The sequence below is a fragment of the Acinetobacter calcoaceticus genome (assembly GCF_900520355.1).
GTDB lineage: Bacteria > Pseudomonadota > Gammaproteobacteria > Pseudomonadales > Moraxellaceae > Acinetobacter > Acinetobacter calcoaceticus_C.
Genome location: NZ_LS999521.1, coordinates 973,780 through 994,087, shown reverse-complemented (window position 1 = coordinate 994,087; position 20,308 = coordinate 973,780). Strand labels below are relative to the sequence as shown.

The window sequence follows — 20,308 nt, the reverse complement described above, 5'->3', positions numbered from 1 at the left end:
GACATGACTCACACTGTAATTGTTCCAGGCGTAGGTGGAAGTGAACATCAGCATTGGCAATCTTGGTTGCAGCGTCAACTTGTGTCTAGTTCTCGTGTTGAGCAAAAAAACTGGGATAGACCCGTATTAAGTGAATGGATTGAGCAGTTCGTTAAAACAGTTCAAGCAGTAAAAGCTCCTGTACAAATTGTTGCACATAGCTTTGGCTGCTTAACCAGTGTCGCAGCTTTAGCTGAGCACCCTGAATTAAAAAGCCAAGTCAAAAAACTTATTTTGGTGGCTCCAGCCAATCCGGCACGTTTTGGTGAAGCAGGCTTTGCTCGGCATAGTCTGACTGACTACAAAGAGTATTTCTATCATTTGCGAATTGATATTCCAGCTACGCTGCTCATTAGTGAAAATGACCCATGGTTGGGTTTTGTAGATGCCTTACAGCTTGCAAAAGCTTGGCGTCTAGAACCGATTAACTTAGGGGAAGTTGGTCATATTAATGTTGCATCGGGTTTTGGTCCCTTTCCGGCCCTGCTGAATTATTTGATTCCAGAAAATTCGATGTGTAGTCGCTCATCTTTCGACCCGGTAAAAACTCATTTCTCTTTGAAATTTGCTTAATACCCATCTTTATATCGCACTGTTTATCTTTATTTATTCGCTTACTGGTTTCAGCAGGCTTTTCTCTTTGAGGAAATATCATGTCGCAGCGATCCCGAGTGCTGCCTGGGTTTGGCCTTTCATTAGGTTTTACCCTCGCCTATGTGTCTTTTATTGTGCTTATTCCATTAGCCGCAGTCTTTATCAAATCATTTGGAATCGGATGGGACGGATTGTGGGAAATTTTAACTTCTGAACGTATTTTAAAGTCGCTTCAACTCAGCTTTAGTTCAGCATTAATTGCAGCCTTTATTAATGTTGTATTTGGCTTGCTTCTGGCTTGGTGCCTTGTACGTTATAACTTCCCCGGAAAACGTCTGGTTGATGCCCTAGTAGATTTACCTTTTGCATTACCAACCGCAGTTGCAGGTATTGCACTTACCTCACTCTATGCTCCTACCGGCTGGATTGGCCAATATTTAGTGCCACTGGGTATTGAGGTTGCGTACACGCCTATCGGGATTACTCTAGCTTTAGTATTTATTGGTATTCCATTCATTGTACGAACAGTTCAACCTGTTTTGAGTGATATTGAAACCGAGTTAGAAGAAGCGGCATCGGCACTTGGGGCAAATCGCTGGCAAACCATTACAAAAATCATTTTGCCTATTTTATTACCAGCCCTATTTACAGGCTTTGCTTTAGCATTCGCCCGCGGCGTTGGTGAATATGGTTCGGTTATTTTTATTGCAGGTAACCAACCTTTTAAAACTGAAATTGCTCCACTCATGATCATTTCACGTCTTGAAGAATATGATTACGCGGGTGCAACAACGATTGCTGCGGTCATGTTAGTTCTCTCTTTTATCATTTTATTTTCCATTAATTTACTTCAAGTCTGGGCAAACCGTCGTACAGGGAGAAATATCACATGAACCTACACAGCGACAGCAATGCACTTGCATTTAAATTGCAATCACGTGACGCCACCCGTGAACCAGTTTGGGTCCGTTACACGCTCATTACGGTTGCTTTGATTTTCTTCTTAAGCTGCCTAATGTTGCCACTCATTCTGGTTTTTGTAGAAGCATTTAAACAAGGACTTGAAGTCTATGTTCAAGCGTTGATTGATCCAGACACGCTATCGGCAGTGAAATTAACGCTGTTAACCGCAGCAATCGCCGTTCCAATTAATGTGGTATTCGGTGTTGCAGCAGCATGGGCAGTTTCCAAATTTCAATTTAAAGGTAAAGCCATTTTAACCACCATCATTGACATGCCTTTTTCGGTTTCACCCGTTATTGCCGGCTTAATGATTGTATTAATTTTTGGTGCGCAAGGCTGGTTTGGTGGATGGTTGATGGACCATGACATTAAGATTTTATATGCCGTACCTGCAATTGTTTTAGCCACTATTTTTATTACTGTTCCATTTGTCGCTCGTGAATTAATTCCCCTCATGGAAGCTCAAGGCACTGAAGAAGAAGAAGCAGCAATTGTACTCGGCGCATCAGGATGGCAAACGTTTTGGAAGGTCACACTACCCAACATTAAATGGGGCCTCATTTATGGCGTGATTTTGTGTAATGCCCGTGCAATGGGTGAGTTTGGTGCAGTATCAGTGGTTTCTGGTCACATCCGTGGTGAAACCAACACCCTGCCACTTCATGTCGAAATTTTATATAACGAGTACACATTTAGTGCAGCGTTTGCCGTGTCCTCATTACTTGCTTTTTTAGCCCTATTAACACTGGTACTAAAAACTTGGTTAGAACTACGCCAAGACAAACCAGAACCGCATTCAACTAATTCGTAAGGAATGAACACATGAGTATTCAAGTTAAAAATATTGAAAAACACTTTGGTGCATTCCATGCGCTTAAAAATATTTCACTAGATTTTCCGGAAGGTGAACTGGTTGCCCTACTCGGCCCATCTGGTTGCGGTAAAACAACTCTACTACGTATTATTGCGGGCCTAGAGTCAGCCGATGGCGGTCAAGTGCTACTTGAAGGCGAAGATGCAACCAATGTACATGTCCGTGAGCGTCAGGTCGGCTTTGTATTTCAGCACTATGCTTTATTCCGCCACATGACCGTATTTGACAATATTGCCTTTGGCTTACGTGTTCGTCCCCGTGCAACCCGTCCATCTGAAGCTGAAATTAAAAAACGCGTGACTCGTTTGCTTGATCTGGTTCAACTTGGATTTTTGGCAGACCGCTACCCTGCTCAGCTTTCAGGCGGACAACGCCAGCGTATTGCATTAGCACGCGCCTTGGCTGTAGAACCACGGGTATTATTGCTTGATGAACCATTCGGTGCCTTAGATGCTAAAGTCCGTAAGGAATTACGTCGCTGGTTACGTAACCTACATGATGAGTTGCACATTACTTCAATTTTCGTGACCCACGATCAAGAAGAAGCACTTGAAGTAGCAGACCAGATTATTGTCATGAATAAAGGCAATGTCGAGCAGATTGGTTCTCCTCGTGAAGTCTATGAAAAACCATCAACCCCATTTGTCTTTGATTTCTTAGGTCAGGCAAATCGTTTTGAAGGTGAAAACACAGGCGGTATTATCCGTATTGGCAATGACCGAATTCAATTACCAACTTTGGTTGAGGCGCCTCAAGGAAAAGTGATTGCTTTTGCCCGTCCAGATGAGTTACATATTCACTCGCAACCGCAGGCTAATACTATTGAAGCGACTTTTGTACGTGAAATCTGGATTGCTGGAAAAGTTGTGGCGGAATTACAAGACCGTAATGGACGTTTAATTGAGATTGCTCTGAGCAATGAAGCTGCAAAATTACATGCATTTAAACCAAATCAAACCGTTTGGGTAAGTGCATCTCAACTGCACTTATTTGCAGATCAAGTTGCTTAAGAAATATATTTGGTAAGGAAAAGTGTGAATGAACTTTCAACAATTAAGAATTATCCGAGAAACTGTACGCCAAAACTTTAACTTAACCGAAGCATCGGCTGCACTCTACACGTCTCAATCGGGCGTAAGTAAACATATTAAAGATTTAGAAGACGAGCTAGGTGTACAACTTTTTATACGGAAAGGTAAACGACTTTTAGGTTTAACCGAACCAGGACAATCTCTTCTTGGCATCGTTGAACGCATGTTAGTTGATGCTGAAAATATTAAACGCCTTGCAGAAGACTTTAATAAAGTTGATGAAGGAACATTAACGATCGCGACGACCCATACTCAGGCACGTTATGTACTGCCTCCGATCGTCAATCAATTTAAGAAGTTATTTCCTAAAGTTCATTTGATTTTACAACAAGCCAGCCCTGTTGAAATTTCAGAAATGCTCTTACAAGGTGAGGCAGATATTGGGATTGCTACAGAATCTTTAACAACTGAAGAAAATCTAGCGAGTATTCCTTACTATCAATGGCAACACAGTATTATCACACCGCAAAATCATCCTTTAGTGAAGGCAGACAAGATTACGCTTGAACTTTTAGCGGACTATCCACTCATTACTTATCATGGTGGTTTTACAGGTCGATCAAAAATTGACAAAGCTTTCGAAGAAGCTCACCTCGATGCAGATATCGTAATGTCTGCACTTGATGCGGACGTTATCAAGACTTATGTCGAATTGGGCATGGGGGTCGGCATTGTCAATGCCGTAGCTTATGACACAGAACGTGATCATCGTTTAAAACAAACTAAAACCGATATTTTTGGTGTAAACACGACATGGATTGCGGTTCGTAAAGGCCATCTATTACGCGGTTATGGCTATGAATTTATTTCGCTGTGCTCTCCAGATGCTGATATTAAAGCACTTAAGAAAATTGCTTACCCAGATGAATAAAAATTAAGAACAAAATAAAAGAGCTTTTTAGCTCTTTTATTTTGCTAGATGAAAAAAACGAGCCGTGGCTCGTTTTTTCTTTAGGATATTACCAGTAGAAATTCACACCAACTTTACCAACTGGCATCCATTCATATTTATTATCATTACGAATTTCATTTTCTTCCTTATCAACTGCATCTTGAGCAGATGTTGGATTACCATTCACTGGAGCAAGGTTATATTGAGTTAACTGTACTTTAGGGTTGCCAGTATAGTATGCACCTACCTCACCAAATACGCCCCAGTTTTTGTTAATTTTTGGAGCGAAGCCGAAACCTAAATAAGGGGCAATATTATTTTCATAATTCATCTTACCTCTTACACCGCCCTCTTGACCAGCAACTGCTTGTTGATAGTTCTTACCATCAATTGATAAAGTTTCACCGTTACCAATACGTTTAGCTAAGTCATAATCATTATCGAGATAAGCAGCACCTGCAGCTACATATAAGCCTTGAGCCCATGGATTAGAACTAGCACCCCAAGGACGAATCTCAGCATTTAAATAGATATTGTTATTATCCATATCTAGGTCATATTTAGTACCATTTACAGAAACATCATCTGTCCACGAAATGTCACCACCGTTATAACCTAGAGCCAAACCTACATATGGGTTTGCTTGCCATAATAAAGCACCACCGTAACCAGTTGTACCTACCTCAGCACGCACTCCCACAGGAAGTAATTGTTTTTGATCAAATGCGTAGCTGTCATGAACAACGGCTTCATCTGCCATTGCAGCACCAGCAGCGAATAAAGCTGTTGTTGTTACTAAAACACGTAATACTTTCATAGTTTTCTCCTCAAAAAGGCTTTGTTTTTAATTTATTCATCTTGTGACTGAAATCATAATAAAGAGAGCTTAGAGTCTTTTTTATACAAAAAATGCTAGATTTCTGTTATTTTTTGATACAAATTGAGTTAAATTTTTATTTTCAAATCATTTTTGTGTAAAAAACACTTGATTATCTAATAAGCTTATTTTCATTTAACCTATTTGTATCTTCAATTAAACGTAACACGTTTTTTCAAAGATTCTTGTCACAAATTAGTGTAAAATCTTTAAAATTTTTTATGGAAGGAAGATCATGTCTCAGCTTTCTACGATCATTGAGCAAGCATTTGAAGACCGCGCAAACTTTACTGCAGCAGATTGCTCAAGCGAAATTCGCCAAGCTGTTGAAGAAGCTATTGCTGGTTTAGATAACGGTACACTTCGAGTTGCTGAAAAAATCAATGGTGAATGGGTTGTTCACCAATGGTTAAAAAAAGCTGTTTTATTATCATTTAAACTTAATGACAATAAACCAATCGAGTCATGTGATCTTCGCTTCTACGACAAAGTAGAAACTAAATTCTCTGGTTGGACTGAAGAACAATTTAAAGCAGCCGGTGTACGTGTTGTTCCTCCTGCTGTAGCACGTCGTGGTAGCTTCCAAGCTAAAAACGTAGTGTTAATGCCTTCTTATGTAAACATTGGTGCTTATGTAGATGAAGGCACAATGGTTGATACATGGGCAACTGTAGGTTCATGTGCTCAAATCGGTAAAAACGTTCATTTGTCTGGTGGTGTAGGTATCGGTGGTGTTTTAGAACCATTACAAGCTAACCCAACCATTATTGAAGACAACTGCTTTATCGGTGCGCGTTCAGAAATCGTTGAAGGCGTTATTGTTGAAGAAGGCTCAGTAATTTCAATGGGCGTTTTCATTGGTCAATCAACTAAAATTTATGACCGCGCAACTGGCGAAATCCACTATGGTCGCGTTCCAGCAGGTTCAGTTGTTGTAGCAGGTAGCCTGCCTTCTAAATGTGGTACTTACAGCTTATACGCTGCAATTATTGTGAAAAAAGTTGATGCGCAAACACGTGCAAAAACAAGTTTGAACGATTTGTTACGCGCTGACTAATTTCAGTTTGATCAAATATCTCTACGGTCAACACTGATCGTAGAGATTTTATTTTTTATATAGTGTGGTATTTCTAGAATGGCTTCCTTACGTTCCTCTGCAATTCCTGTCTCAGACCCTGCGTCCGGTTTACGCATTACCGAGATTTTTTACTCGTTGCAGGGTGAAGCAAATGCTTCTGGTTTACCGACTGTATTTATTCGTCTAACGGGCTGTCCATTACGTTGTAGCTATTGTGATACCACTTATTCTTTTGAAGGTGGTGAACGTTTTTCACTTGAACATATCATTGAAACAGCTACTCAATTTCAAACGCCTTATATTTGTGTAACTGGTGGTGAACCACTTGCACAGCCAAACTGTTTGATTTTATTACAACGTCTATGTGAAGCTGGCTTTGATGTTTCTTTAGAAACCAGTGGCGCGCTCGATGTCTCAAAAGTAGATTCGCGTGTTTCTAAAGTTCTCGACTTAAAAACTCCAACTTCTGGTGAGGAACATCGTAATCTCATCAGCAATCTTGATCATTTGACTGCGCGTGACCAAATTAAATTCGTCATTTGTAACCGCGAAGATTATGAATGGTCAAAGCAACAAGTTGAAAAATATCAACTGCATAAAAAAGTCAGTACCGTTTGGTTCTCCCCTGCCTTTGCAGTTGAAAAAGGTGCTGTTGGCCTGCCACGTCTAGCACGTGATCTGGCACAGTGGATACTGGATGATAAATTACCCGTTCGCTTCCAACTTCAGTTACATAAACTGCTGTGGAATGACGAATCAGGTCGCTAATCACTCAATAAAATAAATCATTCCGAATATGGAGAAAAATATGCGCCCTCGTGCGATTGTTTTACTTTCAGGCGGCTTAGACTCAACCACTTGCCTAGCTTGGGCACAAGCACGCTATGAATGTATTACTATTAGTTTTATGTATGGTCAACGCTCAACCACTGAACTTGATGCTGCAAAAGCATTAGCTCAACGTGCAGGGGTTGAACATCGTGTAATTAATATTGATTTGGCTAATTTAGGTGGATCTGCACTTACAGATCACAACATTGCCGTACCAGAACAGTTACAAGAAGGTATTCCTGTAACTTATGTACCAGCGCGTAACACTATTTTCCTCTCTTATGCCCTAGCCGCAGCCGAAGTATTTAATGCTGAAGCTATCGTTATTGGTATCAATGCTGTTGATTATTCAGGATATCCTGATTGTCGTCCTGAATTTATTGATGCTTTTGCCAATATGGCACGGTTAGCAACTAAAGCTGGCGTAGAAGGAAAACCACTTAAATTTGAAACACCCCTGTTACATTTATCCAAAGCGAATATTATACGTTTAGGGATTGAACATGGCGTAGACTATAGTCAAACGGTATCTTGCTACCAAGCAGATGCTCAAGGACGTGCGTGTGGCAAATGTGACAGTTGCCGTTTGCGTAAAGAAGGCTTTATCGAGGCTGGTGTTGCCGACCCAACACGCTATATACCGTAATAAGTAGGTAAAATTTATGAAGTTGTTAAAATCAAATCTTATTCTTTCATCTTTGTTTTCAACAGTTGCTCTTATGGCTGGCGCAGCACATGCTGCCGAAAACCCAGTTCAAGCAGCATATAAAAGTACTAACGTTAAAGGTGCATTAGTTAACGTTTGTAAAGATCAAACAGCTAAAGGTGGCAAACTAAGTTCATCTGAAGTTAGCAAATTCTGTAGCTGCCAAGTTGAAGCACAAGGTAAAGTCACTGAAGCACAAAAATGGGAAATCCAAAGTGCAATCAATGCCAAGAAAAGCCCAAGCTCTCTAGGATTTGTACAACAGCAAAACCGTGATCTTAAAGCATGTTTCGGCCCTCAGTTAACAACTAAGCTTGAAAAATTAACTGAAGATGCAATGAAAGCAGCTCAACAACAAGCTCCTAAAAAATAAGCTTTAGTTATTCCAAATTAAGCCTGCATTTATGCAGGCTTTTTTGTAGCTCTGTTAAAATAAAATCAATCTTGACCAATTCATTCGAAATAAACCATGCAAGAACAATGGAAAACCAACGCAATTAACAAACAGTCTATTGTCTCATTCAGTGGTGGCAAAGATAGTTCTCTTGCACTCTACCATGCAATGCAAACTGGTACGGTTAATGGACTCATCGTTATGTTGGAAGAACAAGGCGAGCGCTCTCGTTCACATGCTATGCCACTTGATATTATTCAAGCTCAAGCTGAAGCAATTGGCCTACCAATATTCATGGCTTCATCAAGCTGGAATGACTATGAAGCTAAATTTATTACATTACTCATTCAAGCAAAACAACAAGGTGCAGAGGTACTCGTTACAGGTGACCTTGATATGCCTGAACATGGGTGTTGGCATGATCGGATCACTCAACAAGTGGGGCTCAAATTAGGCATGCCTCTTTGGCTACGTCCACATCGTGAGGTTGTTGAAGAGTTTATCAATCTTGGTTTCTGTAGTGTCATCGTGACAGTAAACTTAAAACTAGGCATGACAATTGAAGATTTAGGAAAAACTTTAACCTTAGAATATATAACAGAACTTGAGAATCGCGGTATTGATCCATGTGGCGAAGGCGGTGAATTTCATACAACCGTGATTGACGGCCCAATTTTTAACAAAGCAATTCCTGTAAGAAAGCTCGATATTGTTTATCATGAAGAATATGCTTTTTTACCACTTGAATTAGATCAAATTTAGCTTTTGAAGGATGAGAAATGTCTGAGAATATTCAATTACCAAATCAAGTTTTTCCTACTACCCACGGTGAAGTGAACTTGGCCGAGGTTGAAAATGAATGGTTAATCATTTATTTCTACCCAAAAGATTCAACACCAGGATGTACAACACAAGCAGTTGGTTTCTCTTGTTTAAAAGACCAATTTGAAGCTTTAGGTACACGTATTTTCGGTATTTCACGCGACTCGGTAAAAGCCCATCAAAACTTTACTGAAAAACAAGCGCTCACGATTGACCTCATTAGCGACAAAGAAGAAGTGCTCTGTAATCATTTTGATGTCATTAAAGAAAAAAATATGTATGGCAAAAAAGTTATGGGAATTGAACGCTCTACTTTCATTTTCCATAACAAAACCTTAGTTAAAAGCTACCGTAAAGTCAAAGCAGCAGGACATGCTGAACAAGTACTTGAAGACCTAAAAGCCCTTCAATCGGTTTGATAAAGTTATGCAATAAAAAAGCGAGTATCGAACTTGCTTTTTTATTGCAAAGAATTGCTCAATAATTTTACTTTGGCGTATGATAAAAACATTAGAATAATTATTTTAAGGCGTTCACATGAGTCTACTCAAAAATTACTCTTTACTGCCTTTGACTCTTTTTATCTGCGCATGTAGTGCAAATACATTACCCATGCCAACCGACACCACCCCATCAATTGCTCAAATTCAGAAAACTGCCATTGAAATAAGCTGCCAAGATTTACAAAACCCAGCTTATCAACAAGCTGTACTTGATAGAATTAATCAAGTTCGCCAACAATCACGCCAATGTGGCCAACAATATTTCTCAGCCGCAAAGCCTCTTAGCTGGAATAATAATTTATATAAAGGTGCCCTCGCCCATAGTGTAGATATGGCAAATCATAATTTTCTTAGCCACGTAAGCTCAACAGGTCAAGATTTCAGAACACGTTTAAAAAACTATAATGCCTTGGGTAAAGCCAATGGCGAGAATGTTGCAAGTGGTCAAAAAACTTTAAATGAAGTAATTACTAAATGGATAGCTAGCCCTTTGCATTGTAGTAATATAATGAACCCGAAATTCACAACTTACGCACTTGCCTGCGCCTCTGATCAGTCTGTAAAACAAAAGAGTTATTGGACTCAACAATTTGGCACACGTTAAAAGGAATAATGATGCAATCAGGTTCAATCACTCCTATCTTAAGAATTTTTGATGTGAATTTAGCCCAATCATTTTATCTAGAATTCTTAGGTTTTCAGCTTGATTGGCAGCATCAATTTGAAGATAACTTTCCCTTATATCTACAAATTTCCAAAGATGAATGCGTAATTCACTTATCGGAACATTTTGGAGATGCAAGCCCGCATAGTGCAATCCGTATTTATTGGGAACCTATTTATGAGCTGCATAGTGAATTGAGTCAAAAAGATTATAAGTTCGCCAAACCTCAAGTTGAAAAAACAGATTGGGAAACACTTGAGCTTAGTATCACCGATCCTTTTTCCAATCGAATTATTTTTTGGGCAGATGCTTGATCTATTCTAATGCGTTTATTCAAACTCATCTAAATTAGAACGGTCATCTTGTTCAAATCGTTGTTGTAACTGCTGATAAGTACGTGTTTTTTGAAATTCATCCAAAAACTGAATGGTTCCCACAGGGAAAAATTCTGTTTGGATTTCACCACGGTAATAAGCTTCACGCATTGGCGTTGCCGAAATAGAATCTTTTAAACTATCAAGCTCAACCATAATCCATTCAGGGAAAAGTTTTAAATAGTAAGAAGACTCATCTTTAAAATGTCCTATCAAACCTACTGTTGAGGTAGGTTCAATCACCCCATTCACTAAAGATTTGACTTGTTTTACCCATTTTTCATCATTATAAACATCGACCACATGCACAAATTTAATACGTTTTTGCTCATCTAATGAGAAATTAGATAAAATCATTTGCTCTCGTTCAATCGCAAGGAACGGGTTTTTAATATTACGTTCCATTTGTGCAGAGCCTAATGCCAAAACTACATAGTGGCTTTGCTGTAAGGCAATTTCAATTGTCTGCATATGAGCCAAATGAAATGGTTGAAAACGACCTATAAAAACGAGATAGTCAAATTTATACATAATTAGATTTTCACTTTTTATGAACTCACCAGTTACGCTTAATACAAAAAATATGCGCCATAATGAGAGCCTAAAAATTAACAACGTGGTTTAAAGCAAGGATAGTACGATGACACTTAGCTGTATTCAACAACCTCATCAACATTTAAACGCAAATTTAGAGGGTGGCGTACTCACCTTAGCCATAAATCGTCCAGAAGCAAAAAATGCACTGTATGGCGAACTTTATTTATGGATTGCTAAAGCACTAGATGAAGCCGACCTCAATAAAGAAGTTAGAGTAGTCGTTCTACGCGGTGCAGAACAAGATTTTACTGCTGGCAATGACATGAAAGACTTTATGGGTTTTGTACAAAATCCTAACACAGGCCCAGCCGGAGAAGTCCCACCATTCGTTTTACTTAAAGCGGCTGCCAAATTATCAAAGCCACTTATTGTTGCTATAAAAGGTGTCGCAATTGGTATTGGCGTTACGATTTTATTACATGCAGATCTGGTTTTTGCTGACAATACAGCTCTTTTCCAAATTCCATTTGTAAGCCTCGGTCTTTCTCCTGAAGGTGGAGCAAGCCAATTACTCGTTCAACAAGCAGGCTATCATAAAGCAGCCGAGCTTTTATTTACTGCGAAAAAATTTAATGTAGAAACTGCGGTACAAGCAGGCTTAGTCAATGAAGTGGTTGAAGACGCTTATGTTTCAGCTCAACAGACTGCTCAACACTTAGCAGCTTTACCTCTTGCATCTTTAAAACAAACTAAAGCACTTATGAAGCATAATTTAGAACAAATTATTGAATGTGTTGATCATGAAGCTGAAATCTTTATGCAACGCGTTCGCTCACCCGAAATGCTAGAGGCCGTTCAAGCATTTATGCAAAAACGTAAACCCGACTTCTCTCAGTTTAATTAAAATCAATTTCTATGATTTGAACAAACTCAAAGGCAGGCTCTTCGTAAGGATGGCTTGCCTTTAATACTTTCGCTACAGCCTTTGCGTTTTCTTCAGGAACAATTGTTTCGACACGCCATTCCTCGACTTGCTCAAGTTCATTTAGTTGCCCGATATAAGGATCAGCTCCCTTAACTGGCTTAAACTGCCCTATTCCCTTCACTTGCCATGCACAGTGTTCGTAATTACCAATGCCGCCTGCACCAGCAGAAAAAATGGCTTGTTTAGTCGTCTCAAGATATGATTCTGGTACGTAATAAATCAGCTTTAGCATGAGTAAAATGGCTCAAGACTTATAAATTAGGTTTAAATCATACCGTTAAAAAAGAACTAAAATCAAAGTCAGCTCATCATTGCTAAATAATTCACTCCAATAAATAGTATTTGAAGAGCAAGCGCTAAACCAAACCAACGCCAGCCTTTATCTTTTGTATAAATCATTTTCATGTGATTTTTGTTTTTCATCATTTTGATCTCCGATTTTTTATCGTTGTTGCAGAGAAAGCAAAAATTGGTCCAACCTCGAACCGAGCATACTGCGATAAATAGCTCTATGTCTATAGTCTCCTAAGTTTTCTAAAACGCTTAAAAGAGCTGCACTCATCCATATGCAACTTTTAGTCTAAAGAAAATTTAAAAAATCAGTGGCCTATCTTCACCTTTAAACTCTTAAGCACTCATTTTTCTTAAATGTCTGTTCTCATATATCGTCATAACAAAAGCTAAACCACACAAAATCACAAAACCGCAAGTCATTGGAATTAATGTACCGTTATATAACTGCCCAATAATAGATGCCAGAATAAGTGACAATACAGAGGAAGCTGCACCAATAATAGCCGATGCCATTCCAGCAACATGCCCCATCGGTTCCATGGCAATCGCATTTAAATTACCAAAGAGGGTTCCAAATAATAAAAACAAAATGCAGGCATAAAGCATAAACATCCAAAATGATACCGTTACACCCGCAAGTTGAATTAACAAGAAAATTAAAGAAATTAAACATAAGCCCAAAAAGCCATAAATACAGATTGGGCGCATACCAAACTTCATGACAATTTTAGAGTTTGTAAATGATGCAATTCCCATTACACCTGCCAGCACAGCAAAATAAGCACTAAACTCTTGCCCTGTTTTACTAAACTGCTGCATAAAAATTTGCTGTGAAGTTCCTAAATAACCAATAAATCCACCGAAGCAGAACCCTGCACATAAGAGATAACTCATAGTGGTTTTATTACTTACGACCTCTTTAAAGCCTTCCTTAAATGCGTCTATACGCATGGGCAAACGATTTTCGGGAAGTAAAGTCTCTTCTAGTCGTAAAGCGACCCATGCTCCCACAACTGTGGCATAGACCATATATAAAACAAAAATTTCACGCCAACCAAAGAAATGAATAATGAGCTGCCCCAAACTTGGTGCAATTGCAGGAGCCACCATAAACACCATCATAATTAAAGACATGATGCGTGCCATTTGAGCTCCGCTGTATTTATCTCTCACGATAGAAATAGAAGCAACGTAAGGCCCCGAAACACCAAGTCCCTGAATAAAGCGCCCAACTAAGAACCACTCAAAACTTTGTGTGGAAAAACACAATAAACTTCCCAGAAAATAAATAATAATTCCTGTGAATAAAATGCGTTTACGCCCAATAGCATCAGATAATGGGCCTGCAATGAGCTGTCCAATGGTCATTCCTGAAAAAATACCGATGATGACCCACTGCGACTGATTATTATTTTTTAATTCAAAAATACGCCCAATCTCACCTAAAGCAGGTAAAACTGCATCTATCGAAAAAGAAACAATCGACATAAGCAATGCCATCAGCAATGCAAACTCACGGAAATGGATTTTTGATTTCATTTTTCTTCTCCACTATTTTTAATATTTTATTACACATAAATAAGCCACCTTACGGTGGCTTATTTCAAACTTTATATTACCCAATAAACTTACGCGCATTTCGGAACATACGCAACCATGCACCGTCTTCAGTCCACTCTTCTGGTTTCCAAGAATGCTGAAGCGCACGGAAAGTACGCTCAGGGTGTGGCATCATAATCGTTGCACGACCGTCTTTAGAAGTAACACCAGTAATTGCTTCAGGTGAACCATTTGGGTTCAATGGATAGTGCTGAGTTGGGTTACCAAGGCTGTCAACATAACGTAATGCCACTTGGTTACCTGCATTTAAACCAGCAAGAGCACTTTCACTTGCAACAGCACGACCTTCACCGTGTGCAACAGCAATCGGTAAAATCGAACCTTCCATACCATCAAGCAATACAGAAACAGATTTTTCAACACGAACGTTTACGCTACGAGCTTCAAAAACTTCTGACATATTGCGGTGGAAACGCGGCCAGTGTTCAGCACCCGGAATGAGTGGCGCTAATTGTGACAACATTTGGCAACCATTACAGATACCTAAGCTGAACGTATCTTCACGGAGGAAGAATTGTTCAAACTGATCACGTAATTTAGCGTTGAACAATACTGATTTTGCCCAACCACCACCAGCGCCCATTACGTCGCCGTAAGAGAAACCACCACAAGTCACTAAACCTTCAAAATCACTTAGGCTAACACGACCAGCAAGTAAATCACTCATGTGCACATCGACAGTATTGAAACCAACCTTATCAAAGGCTGCTGCCATTTCAATATGACCGTTTACACCTTGCTCACGCAAGATTGCCATATTAGGACGACGCGTGTTGATAAACGGCGCTTCAACAGGTTCATTCAAGTCGAATGTTGGTTTAGCAATCAAACCTTGGTGCGCATTATCAGTAATTAATGAAAATTCCTGATCAGCAGTTTCTACGTTATCACGTAGACGTTGGATCTGATGAGATACCTCAGACCAAGCTTGTTGTAATTCAGCACGATCTAAAGTTAAACCATTTACAGATAATTGATCTGAGTTATTTACACGACCCACTACAGCAATTGCATCTTTCAAGCTAGAAGCAGCAATTTCTGTTTGTAAAGCTTCCCAATCAGTTGCTTTGATTTGAAGTACTGCACCAATTTCTTCTGCAAACAAACTTGCTTGAGTTTGGTTTTCTAATGCAACACCTAAACGCGCAGCAAACATCATTTCAGCTACAGAGGCTAATAAACCACCATCACCGATGTCATGATAAGCCTGAATCAAACCACGGTTATTCCAGTCTTGGATTAAAGCAAAGAATGCTTTGAAGTCATCAAAACTATCAACGTCTGGAGTGATTGAACCAATTGCTTTATATACTTGCGCAAGAATCGAACCGCCTAAACGGAACTGACCTTTAGATAAATCAATACGTACAAGTACTGAGTCTTCTAAATTTTTAAGTTCAGGAGTTAGGGTCTTACGGACATCTGTTACTGGAGCAAACGCAGTGATTACCCCTGTCATTGGAGAAGTTACAGCTTTATCTTCGCCGTCATCATTCCAAGTTGTGCGCATTGAAAGTGAGTCTTTACCTACAGGAATCGCAATTCCTAAAGCAGGGCACATTTCCATACCAATCGCTTTCACGCCTTCAAACAATGCTTGGTCTTCACCTTTTTGACCAGCAGCAGCCATCCAGTTTGCAGAAAGTTTGATATCGCTAATTTGTTCAATGTTCGCACATGCAATATTAGTAATTGCTTCAGCAACTGCTAAACGAGCAGATGCCGCTGGGTTTAACAAAGCAACTGGTGGACGTTCGCCCATTGCCATTGCTTCACCAGTGAAACCTTGCAAACTTGTTGTTGTTACTGCTGCATCTGCAACAGGAACCTGCCAACGACCAACCATTTGATCTCGAGCAACCATACCTGTAATTGAACGGTCGCCAATGGTAATCAAGAATGACTTAGACGCAACTGTAGGGTTTTTCAATACGCGGAAAATTGCGTCTTTCAAATCAACTTTTGAAGCATCGAAATCATCGCCACTACGCTCAATAGTTTCATAAGAACGTTGCATACGCGGTGTACCACCAAGCATTACCTGCATTGGGATATCAACTGCATCATTTTGGAATAATGGATCTTCAACTGTTAAGTGACGCGCTTCTGTTGCTTCACCTAACACAGCAAATGGACAACGTTCACGCGCACAAATTGCTTCGAACTGATCCAAAGATTCTGGACGAATTGCGAGAACATAACGTTCTTGCGCTTCATTTGACCAGATTTCCATTGGGCTCATGCCCGGCTCTAATGAAGGAATCTTACGAAGATTAAGCACTGCACCCAACTCATGATCATTCACAAGTTCAGGCATAGCGTTTGATAAACCACCAGCACCAACGTCGTGTACAGAAACGATTGGGTTGAAGTCTTCTAAACGCCAGCAAGTATCAATCACTTCTTGACAACGACGTTCCATTTCAGGGTTTTCACGTTGTACAGATGCGAAATCAAGGCTTTCCCCCATTGTACCGCTGTCTACAGAAGATGCAGCACCACCACCAAGACCGATTAACATTGCAGGGCCACCCAATACAATGAGTAAATCACCTGGTTGAATCGCATCTTTTTCTACATGGTCAGGACGAATATTACCGTAACCACCAGCGATCATGATTGGTTTATGGAAGCCTTTCACTTCACCATTTACATTCTGTTCAAAAGTACGGAAATAACCATTTAATGCAGGACGGCCGAATTCGTTGTTAAATGCCGCGCCACCTAATGGACCTTCAATCATGATTTGTAATGGCGATGCCATACGTGAAGGTTTACCGTAGTTTTCTTCCCAAGGTTGTTCAAAACCAGGAATATTTAAGTTCGAAACGGTGAAACCGGTTAAACCAGCTTTTGGTTTACCACCACGACCAGTTGCACCTTCATCACGTATTTCACCGCCTGAACCAGTTGCAGCACCAGCAAATGGAGAAATTGCTGTTGGGTGGTTATGGGTTTCAACCTTCATTAAAATATGAGCAGCTTGGCTCTTATATTTATAAACGAAGTGACCATTTTCATCCGCTTTCGGATAAAAACGCATCGTGTCATACCCCACGATCACTGAAGCATTATCTTTATATGCCGATAACACATCGTTCGGAGATTCTTTATAGGTATTTTTAATCATCTGGAACAATGACAATGGTTGTTTTTCACCATCAATTGTCCATTCAGAACCAAAGATTTTATGACGACAATGTTCAGAGTTCGCTTGAGCAAACATCATCAACTCGATGTCGTTTGGATTACGACCAAGCTTACCAAATGCTTCAGTTAAGTAATCAATTTCTTGTTCAGATAACGCAAAACCGAATTCATTGTTCGCTTTAACCAAGGCTTCTTTACCTTGACCCAAGATATCAATTGAATTTAATGGTTTTGGAGCAGTTTCTGAAAATAATGCTTTTGCATCATCAATTTGAGCAAAAACTGTTTCTGTCATACGGTCATGAAGTACTTGTTTAACTTCATTAGAAATTTCAGAAACACCTTTTAACGTAAATAAAAGACCACGTTCTAAACGGTGTACTGGCGTATTACAGTTTTTGAAAATATCAGTTGCTTTAGAAGACCATGGTGAAATAGTACCCACACGTGGTGTAACTAAAATCTGAATCTCATCACTTGCAGTTTGACGAAGTTCAAAAGACTCTCCGTCATTTAACAATTGCAAAGCAGATTGACGTTGCTGCTCGTTGAGCGCTTGATCAAACAAATAGACCCACTGGCTGTCAAAAGATTGAACAGAACTAATTGACGATAAACGTGTTAATAGTTGAGCTTTCTTAAAAGAAGAATGTGCTGCTGCACCGGCCACGATAAACATGTTGATTTTGGCTCCACGGGCAGGTCTTGTGAACCTTACCGCAATGTGACTTTAGAGAGAGCGCATATTCTACTGCGTCTTGCCAAAATCAGCTAGATGTAGAATCAGTATTCTGTAACCTAATTCTGTAAGAAGTAATTTCTTTTTTGTTCAAAATCATTTTTTTATTCATTTTAGCTAAAAATAAATTGTTTCATGTTTATTCAATAACATAATAAAACCTGAACTAGGACAAACTATGTCGCACCAAGCTAGTGCTTTTAACTTTTTTTTGGCATGATCGGGTTTTATAGTTTTTGAATAATGATAAATGGAACAAATGCGTTGGTTAGAGCTGCTTTCTGCAGTTCGTTTAGGCAGTAAAAAAAGCAGTACAGAACTGGCTCGTAGCCCATTCCATAAAGATTATGACCGTATTATATTTTCGCAAAGCTTTCGACAACTAAACCGTAAGACACAAGTTCACCCACTCGCACAGCATGATGGCATTCACACCCGTTTAACTCACTCACTTGAAGTTTCCTGTATTGGCCGCTCAATGGGCATGCTCGCAGCAGAGAAAATAAAAAATGAATTACCCGTCTGGATCTCTCCTGCGGATGTAGGCGCAATCATTCAGGCAGCCTGTCTGGCCCATGATATTGGTAATCCACCTTTCGGACATGCGGGTGAATATGCGATTCGTGAATGGTTTGATGATGCTTCGCATAATGATTTTTTGAAAAAATTAAGCCCAGAAGAAGAAGCAGATGTCCGTCAGTTTGAAGGCAATGCTCAAGGATTACGTCTATTAAGCCGTATTGACTATCATCCAAATGATGGTGGAATGCGATTAACCTATGCCACCTTAGGTGCTTATTTAAAATATCCTTGGCTTTCAAAAACCATTGCTGAACAAGGTGATCGTCCCTCACATCAACGTGCAAAATTCGGATGTTATCAGTCTGAAAAAGAAATTTTAAAACAGATTGCTGAACAACTTGGACTCATTCAACTGGGTGAATATCATTACTGCCGTCATCCACTGACCTACTTATTAGAAGCCGCTGACGATATTTGCTATGCCTTAATTGATTTAGAAGACGGCATTATCTTAAATATGCTAAGTTACCAAGAAGTTGAACCTATTTTTCTTAATTTGATTGCCGACTATGGCCAACCAGAAGAATTGTCACATCCAAACAGTACTTGGCAGCAAAAGATTTCGGCATTACGTGGACGTGTCATGAAACGTCTGGTTGATGAAGTCACCACAGCGTTTGCCAAACATCATTATGAAATCATTACCGGTCAACTTAAAGGCAACCTTTTACAATATTGCTCCCCTGATATTGCAATTGGTATCGAAACAGCCAAAAATCTGGCACGTGATAAAATTTTTGAGCACCCACAAAAGTCTGGTTTAGAAATTATTGCTCACCAAAGTTTGCAAACGATTTTAGATGCATTTGTACCTCTGACCACACCACATAAATCTTTAAGCTTTAAAGAACAACGTTTAATGTCTATCCTTAATCTGTATGGTGCTGACTTTAGCAATAATCACTACAGTAATATTATGCAAGTACTCGATATTATCAGCAAATTCTCAGATCATCAGGCTTATAGCTTGGCTCAAGAATTACGAGGTAATAAAATTGGCCTGTTTTAAGTATGGTTTACTATAGTTAAAGAAATGTATGAAGTTTTAAAAAGAATTTAGAACTTCCAGATTTACCAAAATAAATAAGTGAAATCCTCTATGATCGGATGTTTAATTGGCGAAGTGTTTGCCCTAGAAGCCCCTACTGTCTTACTGAATGTAAATGGTGTGGGTTATGAAATCGATACGCCACTTTCAACATTTTGCCAATTACAAAAAGGCCAGAAAGTTACGTTATGGACGCATTTGGTTGTCCGTGAAGATGCACAGCAACTCTACGGCTTTAGTGATGCTCAAGAAAAAACAATTTTCCGCACTTTATTAAAAGTAAATGGTGTCGGCCCAAAAATGGCATTAGGGATTCTATCAACCTTAAGTGTTGAGTTATTAGTGCATACGATTGAGCATGACGATATCAACACGTTAGTCAAAGTTCCGGGTGTTGGCAAAAAAACAGCTGAACGTTTAATGATCGAGCTTCGCGACCGTTTCAAAACGTTAGCTCAAGGGACTTCTTCTGGGGCTACCCTGCCTCAAATTCAGTTTGCTGCAAACTCGCCTGTGGCAGAAGCAGAAGCAGCCTTGCAATCTTTAGGTTATAAACCTCTTGAAGCTCAAAAAGCTGTTGCTGCGGTTAAAGCCGATTACACAGAATCAGCCGATATTATTCGTGCTGCTCTTAAATCAATGATGAAGTAA

General features: G+C 39.6%; 22 protein-coding genes. 16 read left to right on the top strand and 6 right to left on the bottom strand.

Annotated elements, in window-relative coordinates; all coding sequences use genetic code 11:
* Positions 1-3 precede the first annotated feature (3 nt).
* The 5 genes from AC2117_RS04685 to AC2117_RS04665 all read left to right on the top strand — a co-directional run bounded on the left by AC2117_RS04685 (position 4) and on the right by AC2117_RS04665 (position 4,432).
* Entirely contained in the window at positions 4-612 is a 609-nt protein-coding gene (locus AC2117_RS04685; protein WP_133972249.1) for an RBBP9/YdeN family alpha/beta hydrolase, read from the top strand.
* Between the two features lie 80 nt (positions 613-692).
* Positions 693-1,526, top strand: a complete 834-nt coding sequence (gene cysT, locus AC2117_RS04680; RefSeq protein WP_133972248.1) for a sulfate ABC transporter permease subunit CysT — start codon at positions 693-695, stop codon at positions 1,524-1,526.
* On the top strand, positions 1,523-2,407 hold the full coding sequence (gene cysW / locus AC2117_RS04675) for a sulfate ABC transporter permease subunit CysW (RefSeq protein WP_133972247.1): 885 nt from the start codon (positions 1,523-1,525) through the stop codon (positions 2,405-2,407). The genes cysT and cysW overlap by 4 nt, the downstream gene beginning before the upstream one ends.
* 11 nt (positions 2,408-2,418) lie before the next feature.
* Complete coding sequence (locus tag AC2117_RS04670; RefSeq protein WP_003650279.1) at positions 2,419-3,480, top strand: sulfate/molybdate ABC transporter ATP-binding protein; 1,062 nt, start codon at positions 2,419-2,421, stop codon at positions 3,478-3,480.
* Positions 3,481-3,508: 28 nt separating this feature from the next.
* The gene (locus AC2117_RS04665; RefSeq protein ID WP_003650277.1) at positions 3,509-4,432 is read left to right on the top strand and encodes a CysB family HTH-type transcriptional regulator; all 924 of its coding nucleotides are present in this window, start codon (positions 3,509-3,511) and stop codon (positions 4,430-4,432) included.
* An 88-nt stretch (positions 4,433-4,520) separates the two neighbouring features.
* Here AC2117_RS04665 and carO read toward each other — a convergent pair whose 3' ends face one another.
* Entirely contained in the window at positions 4,521-5,270 is a 750-nt protein-coding gene (gene carO, locus AC2117_RS04660; protein ID WP_133972245.1) for an ornithine uptake porin CarO type 1, read from the bottom strand.
* 295 nt (positions 5,271-5,565) lie between these two features.
* Here carO and dapD point away from each other — a divergent pair, with 295 nt between their 5' ends.
* The 8 genes from dapD to AC2117_RS04620 all read left to right on the top strand — a co-directional run bounded on the left by dapD (position 5,566) and on the right by AC2117_RS04620 (position 10,642).
* A complete protein-coding gene (gene dapD, locus AC2117_RS04655) occupies positions 5,566-6,387 on the top strand; it encodes a 2,3,4,5-tetrahydropyridine-2,6-dicarboxylate N-succinyltransferase (RefSeq protein WP_042898115.1) in 822 nt (273 codons plus the stop codon).
* Positions 6,388-6,465: 78 nt separating this feature from the next.
* Positions 6,466-7,176: a 7-carboxy-7-deazaguanine synthase QueE gene (gene queE / locus AC2117_RS04650; protein ID WP_133972243.1), complete on the top strand. Its 711-nt coding sequence runs from the start codon at positions 6,466-6,468 to the stop codon at positions 7,174-7,176.
* A gap of 40 nt (positions 7,177-7,216) precedes the next feature.
* Positions 7,217-7,885 (top strand): 7-cyano-7-deazaguanine synthase QueC, encoded by a 669-nt coding sequence (queC, locus tag AC2117_RS04645; protein WP_197730987.1) that lies wholly within the window; start codon positions 7,217-7,219, stop codon positions 7,883-7,885.
* Positions 7,886-7,901: 16 nt separating this feature from the next.
* Positions 7,902-8,318, top strand: coding sequence for a hypothetical protein (locus AC2117_RS04640; protein ID WP_003650267.1), 417 nt, complete (start codon positions 7,902-7,904; stop codon positions 8,316-8,318).
* 96 nt (positions 8,319-8,414) lie between these two features.
* The gene (locus tag AC2117_RS04635; protein ID WP_133972239.1) at positions 8,415-9,101 is read left to right on the top strand and encodes a diphthine--ammonia ligase; all 687 of its coding nucleotides are present in this window, start codon (positions 8,415-8,417) and stop codon (positions 9,099-9,101) included.
* Between the two features lie 17 nt (positions 9,102-9,118).
* On the top strand, positions 9,119-9,580 hold the full coding sequence (locus AC2117_RS04630; protein ID WP_133972237.1) for a peroxiredoxin: 462 nt from the start codon (positions 9,119-9,121) through the stop codon (positions 9,578-9,580).
* 118 nt (positions 9,581-9,698) lie between these two features.
* Complete coding sequence (locus AC2117_RS04625) at positions 9,699-10,268, top strand: CAP domain-containing protein (RefSeq protein ID WP_133972235.1); 570 nt, start codon at positions 9,699-9,701, stop codon at positions 10,266-10,268.
* Positions 10,269-10,279: 11 nt separating this feature from the next.
* Positions 10,280-10,642 (top strand): glyoxalase superfamily protein, encoded by a 363-nt coding sequence (locus tag AC2117_RS04620; protein WP_133972233.1) that lies wholly within the window; start codon positions 10,280-10,282, stop codon positions 10,640-10,642.
* 15 nt (positions 10,643-10,657) lie between these two features.
* Here the strand turns inward: AC2117_RS04620 and AC2117_RS04615 are convergent, their stop codons facing one another.
* Positions 10,658-11,233, bottom strand: coding sequence for a nicotinate-nicotinamide nucleotide adenylyltransferase (locus AC2117_RS04615; protein ID WP_133972231.1), 576 nt, complete (start codon positions 11,231-11,233; stop codon positions 10,658-10,660).
* A 109-nt stretch (positions 11,234-11,342) separates the two neighbouring features.
* Here AC2117_RS04615 and AC2117_RS04610 point away from each other — a divergent pair, with 109 nt between their 5' ends.
* Positions 11,343-12,143, top strand: coding sequence for an enoyl-CoA hydratase-related protein (locus AC2117_RS04610; RefSeq protein ID WP_133972229.1), 801 nt, complete (start codon positions 11,343-11,345; stop codon positions 12,141-12,143).
* On the opposite strand, the gene AC2117_RS04605 is transcribed toward AC2117_RS04610, so the two are convergent.
* The 4 genes from AC2117_RS04605 to purL form a co-directional block, all read right to left on the bottom strand.
* Entirely contained in the window at positions 12,136-12,456 is a 321-nt protein-coding gene (locus tag AC2117_RS04605) for an NGG1p interacting factor NIF3 (protein ID WP_133972227.1), read from the bottom strand. The genes AC2117_RS04610 and AC2117_RS04605 overlap by 8 nt on opposite strands.
* Before the next feature lie 68 nt (positions 12,457-12,524).
* Positions 12,525-12,650, bottom strand: coding sequence for a KGW motif small protein (locus AC2117_RS19140; protein ID WP_262472576.1), 126 nt, complete (start codon positions 12,648-12,650; stop codon positions 12,525-12,527).
* A gap of 201 nt (positions 12,651-12,851) precedes the next feature.
* Entirely contained in the window at positions 12,852-14,057 is a 1,206-nt protein-coding gene (locus tag AC2117_RS04600; protein ID WP_197730986.1) for a multidrug effflux MFS transporter, read from the bottom strand.
* A gap of 76 nt (positions 14,058-14,133) precedes the next feature.
* Complete coding sequence (purL, locus tag AC2117_RS04595; RefSeq protein WP_133972225.1) at positions 14,134-17,967, bottom strand: phosphoribosylformylglycinamidine synthase; 3,834 nt, start codon at positions 17,965-17,967, stop codon at positions 14,134-14,136.
* 310 nt (positions 17,968-18,277) lie between these two features.
* Here purL and AC2117_RS04590 point away from each other — a divergent pair, with 310 nt between their 5' ends.
* Together AC2117_RS04590 and ruvA are read left to right on the top strand one after the other, a co-directional pair.
* Positions 18,278-19,618, top strand: coding sequence for a deoxyguanosinetriphosphate triphosphohydrolase (locus AC2117_RS04590; RefSeq protein WP_042898125.1), 1,341 nt, complete (start codon positions 18,278-18,280; stop codon positions 19,616-19,618).
* 90 nt (positions 19,619-19,708) lie between these two features.
* Positions 19,709-20,308: a Holliday junction branch migration protein RuvA gene (gene ruvA / locus AC2117_RS04585; RefSeq protein WP_133972223.1), complete on the top strand. Its 600-nt coding sequence runs from the start codon at positions 19,709-19,711 to the stop codon at positions 20,306-20,308.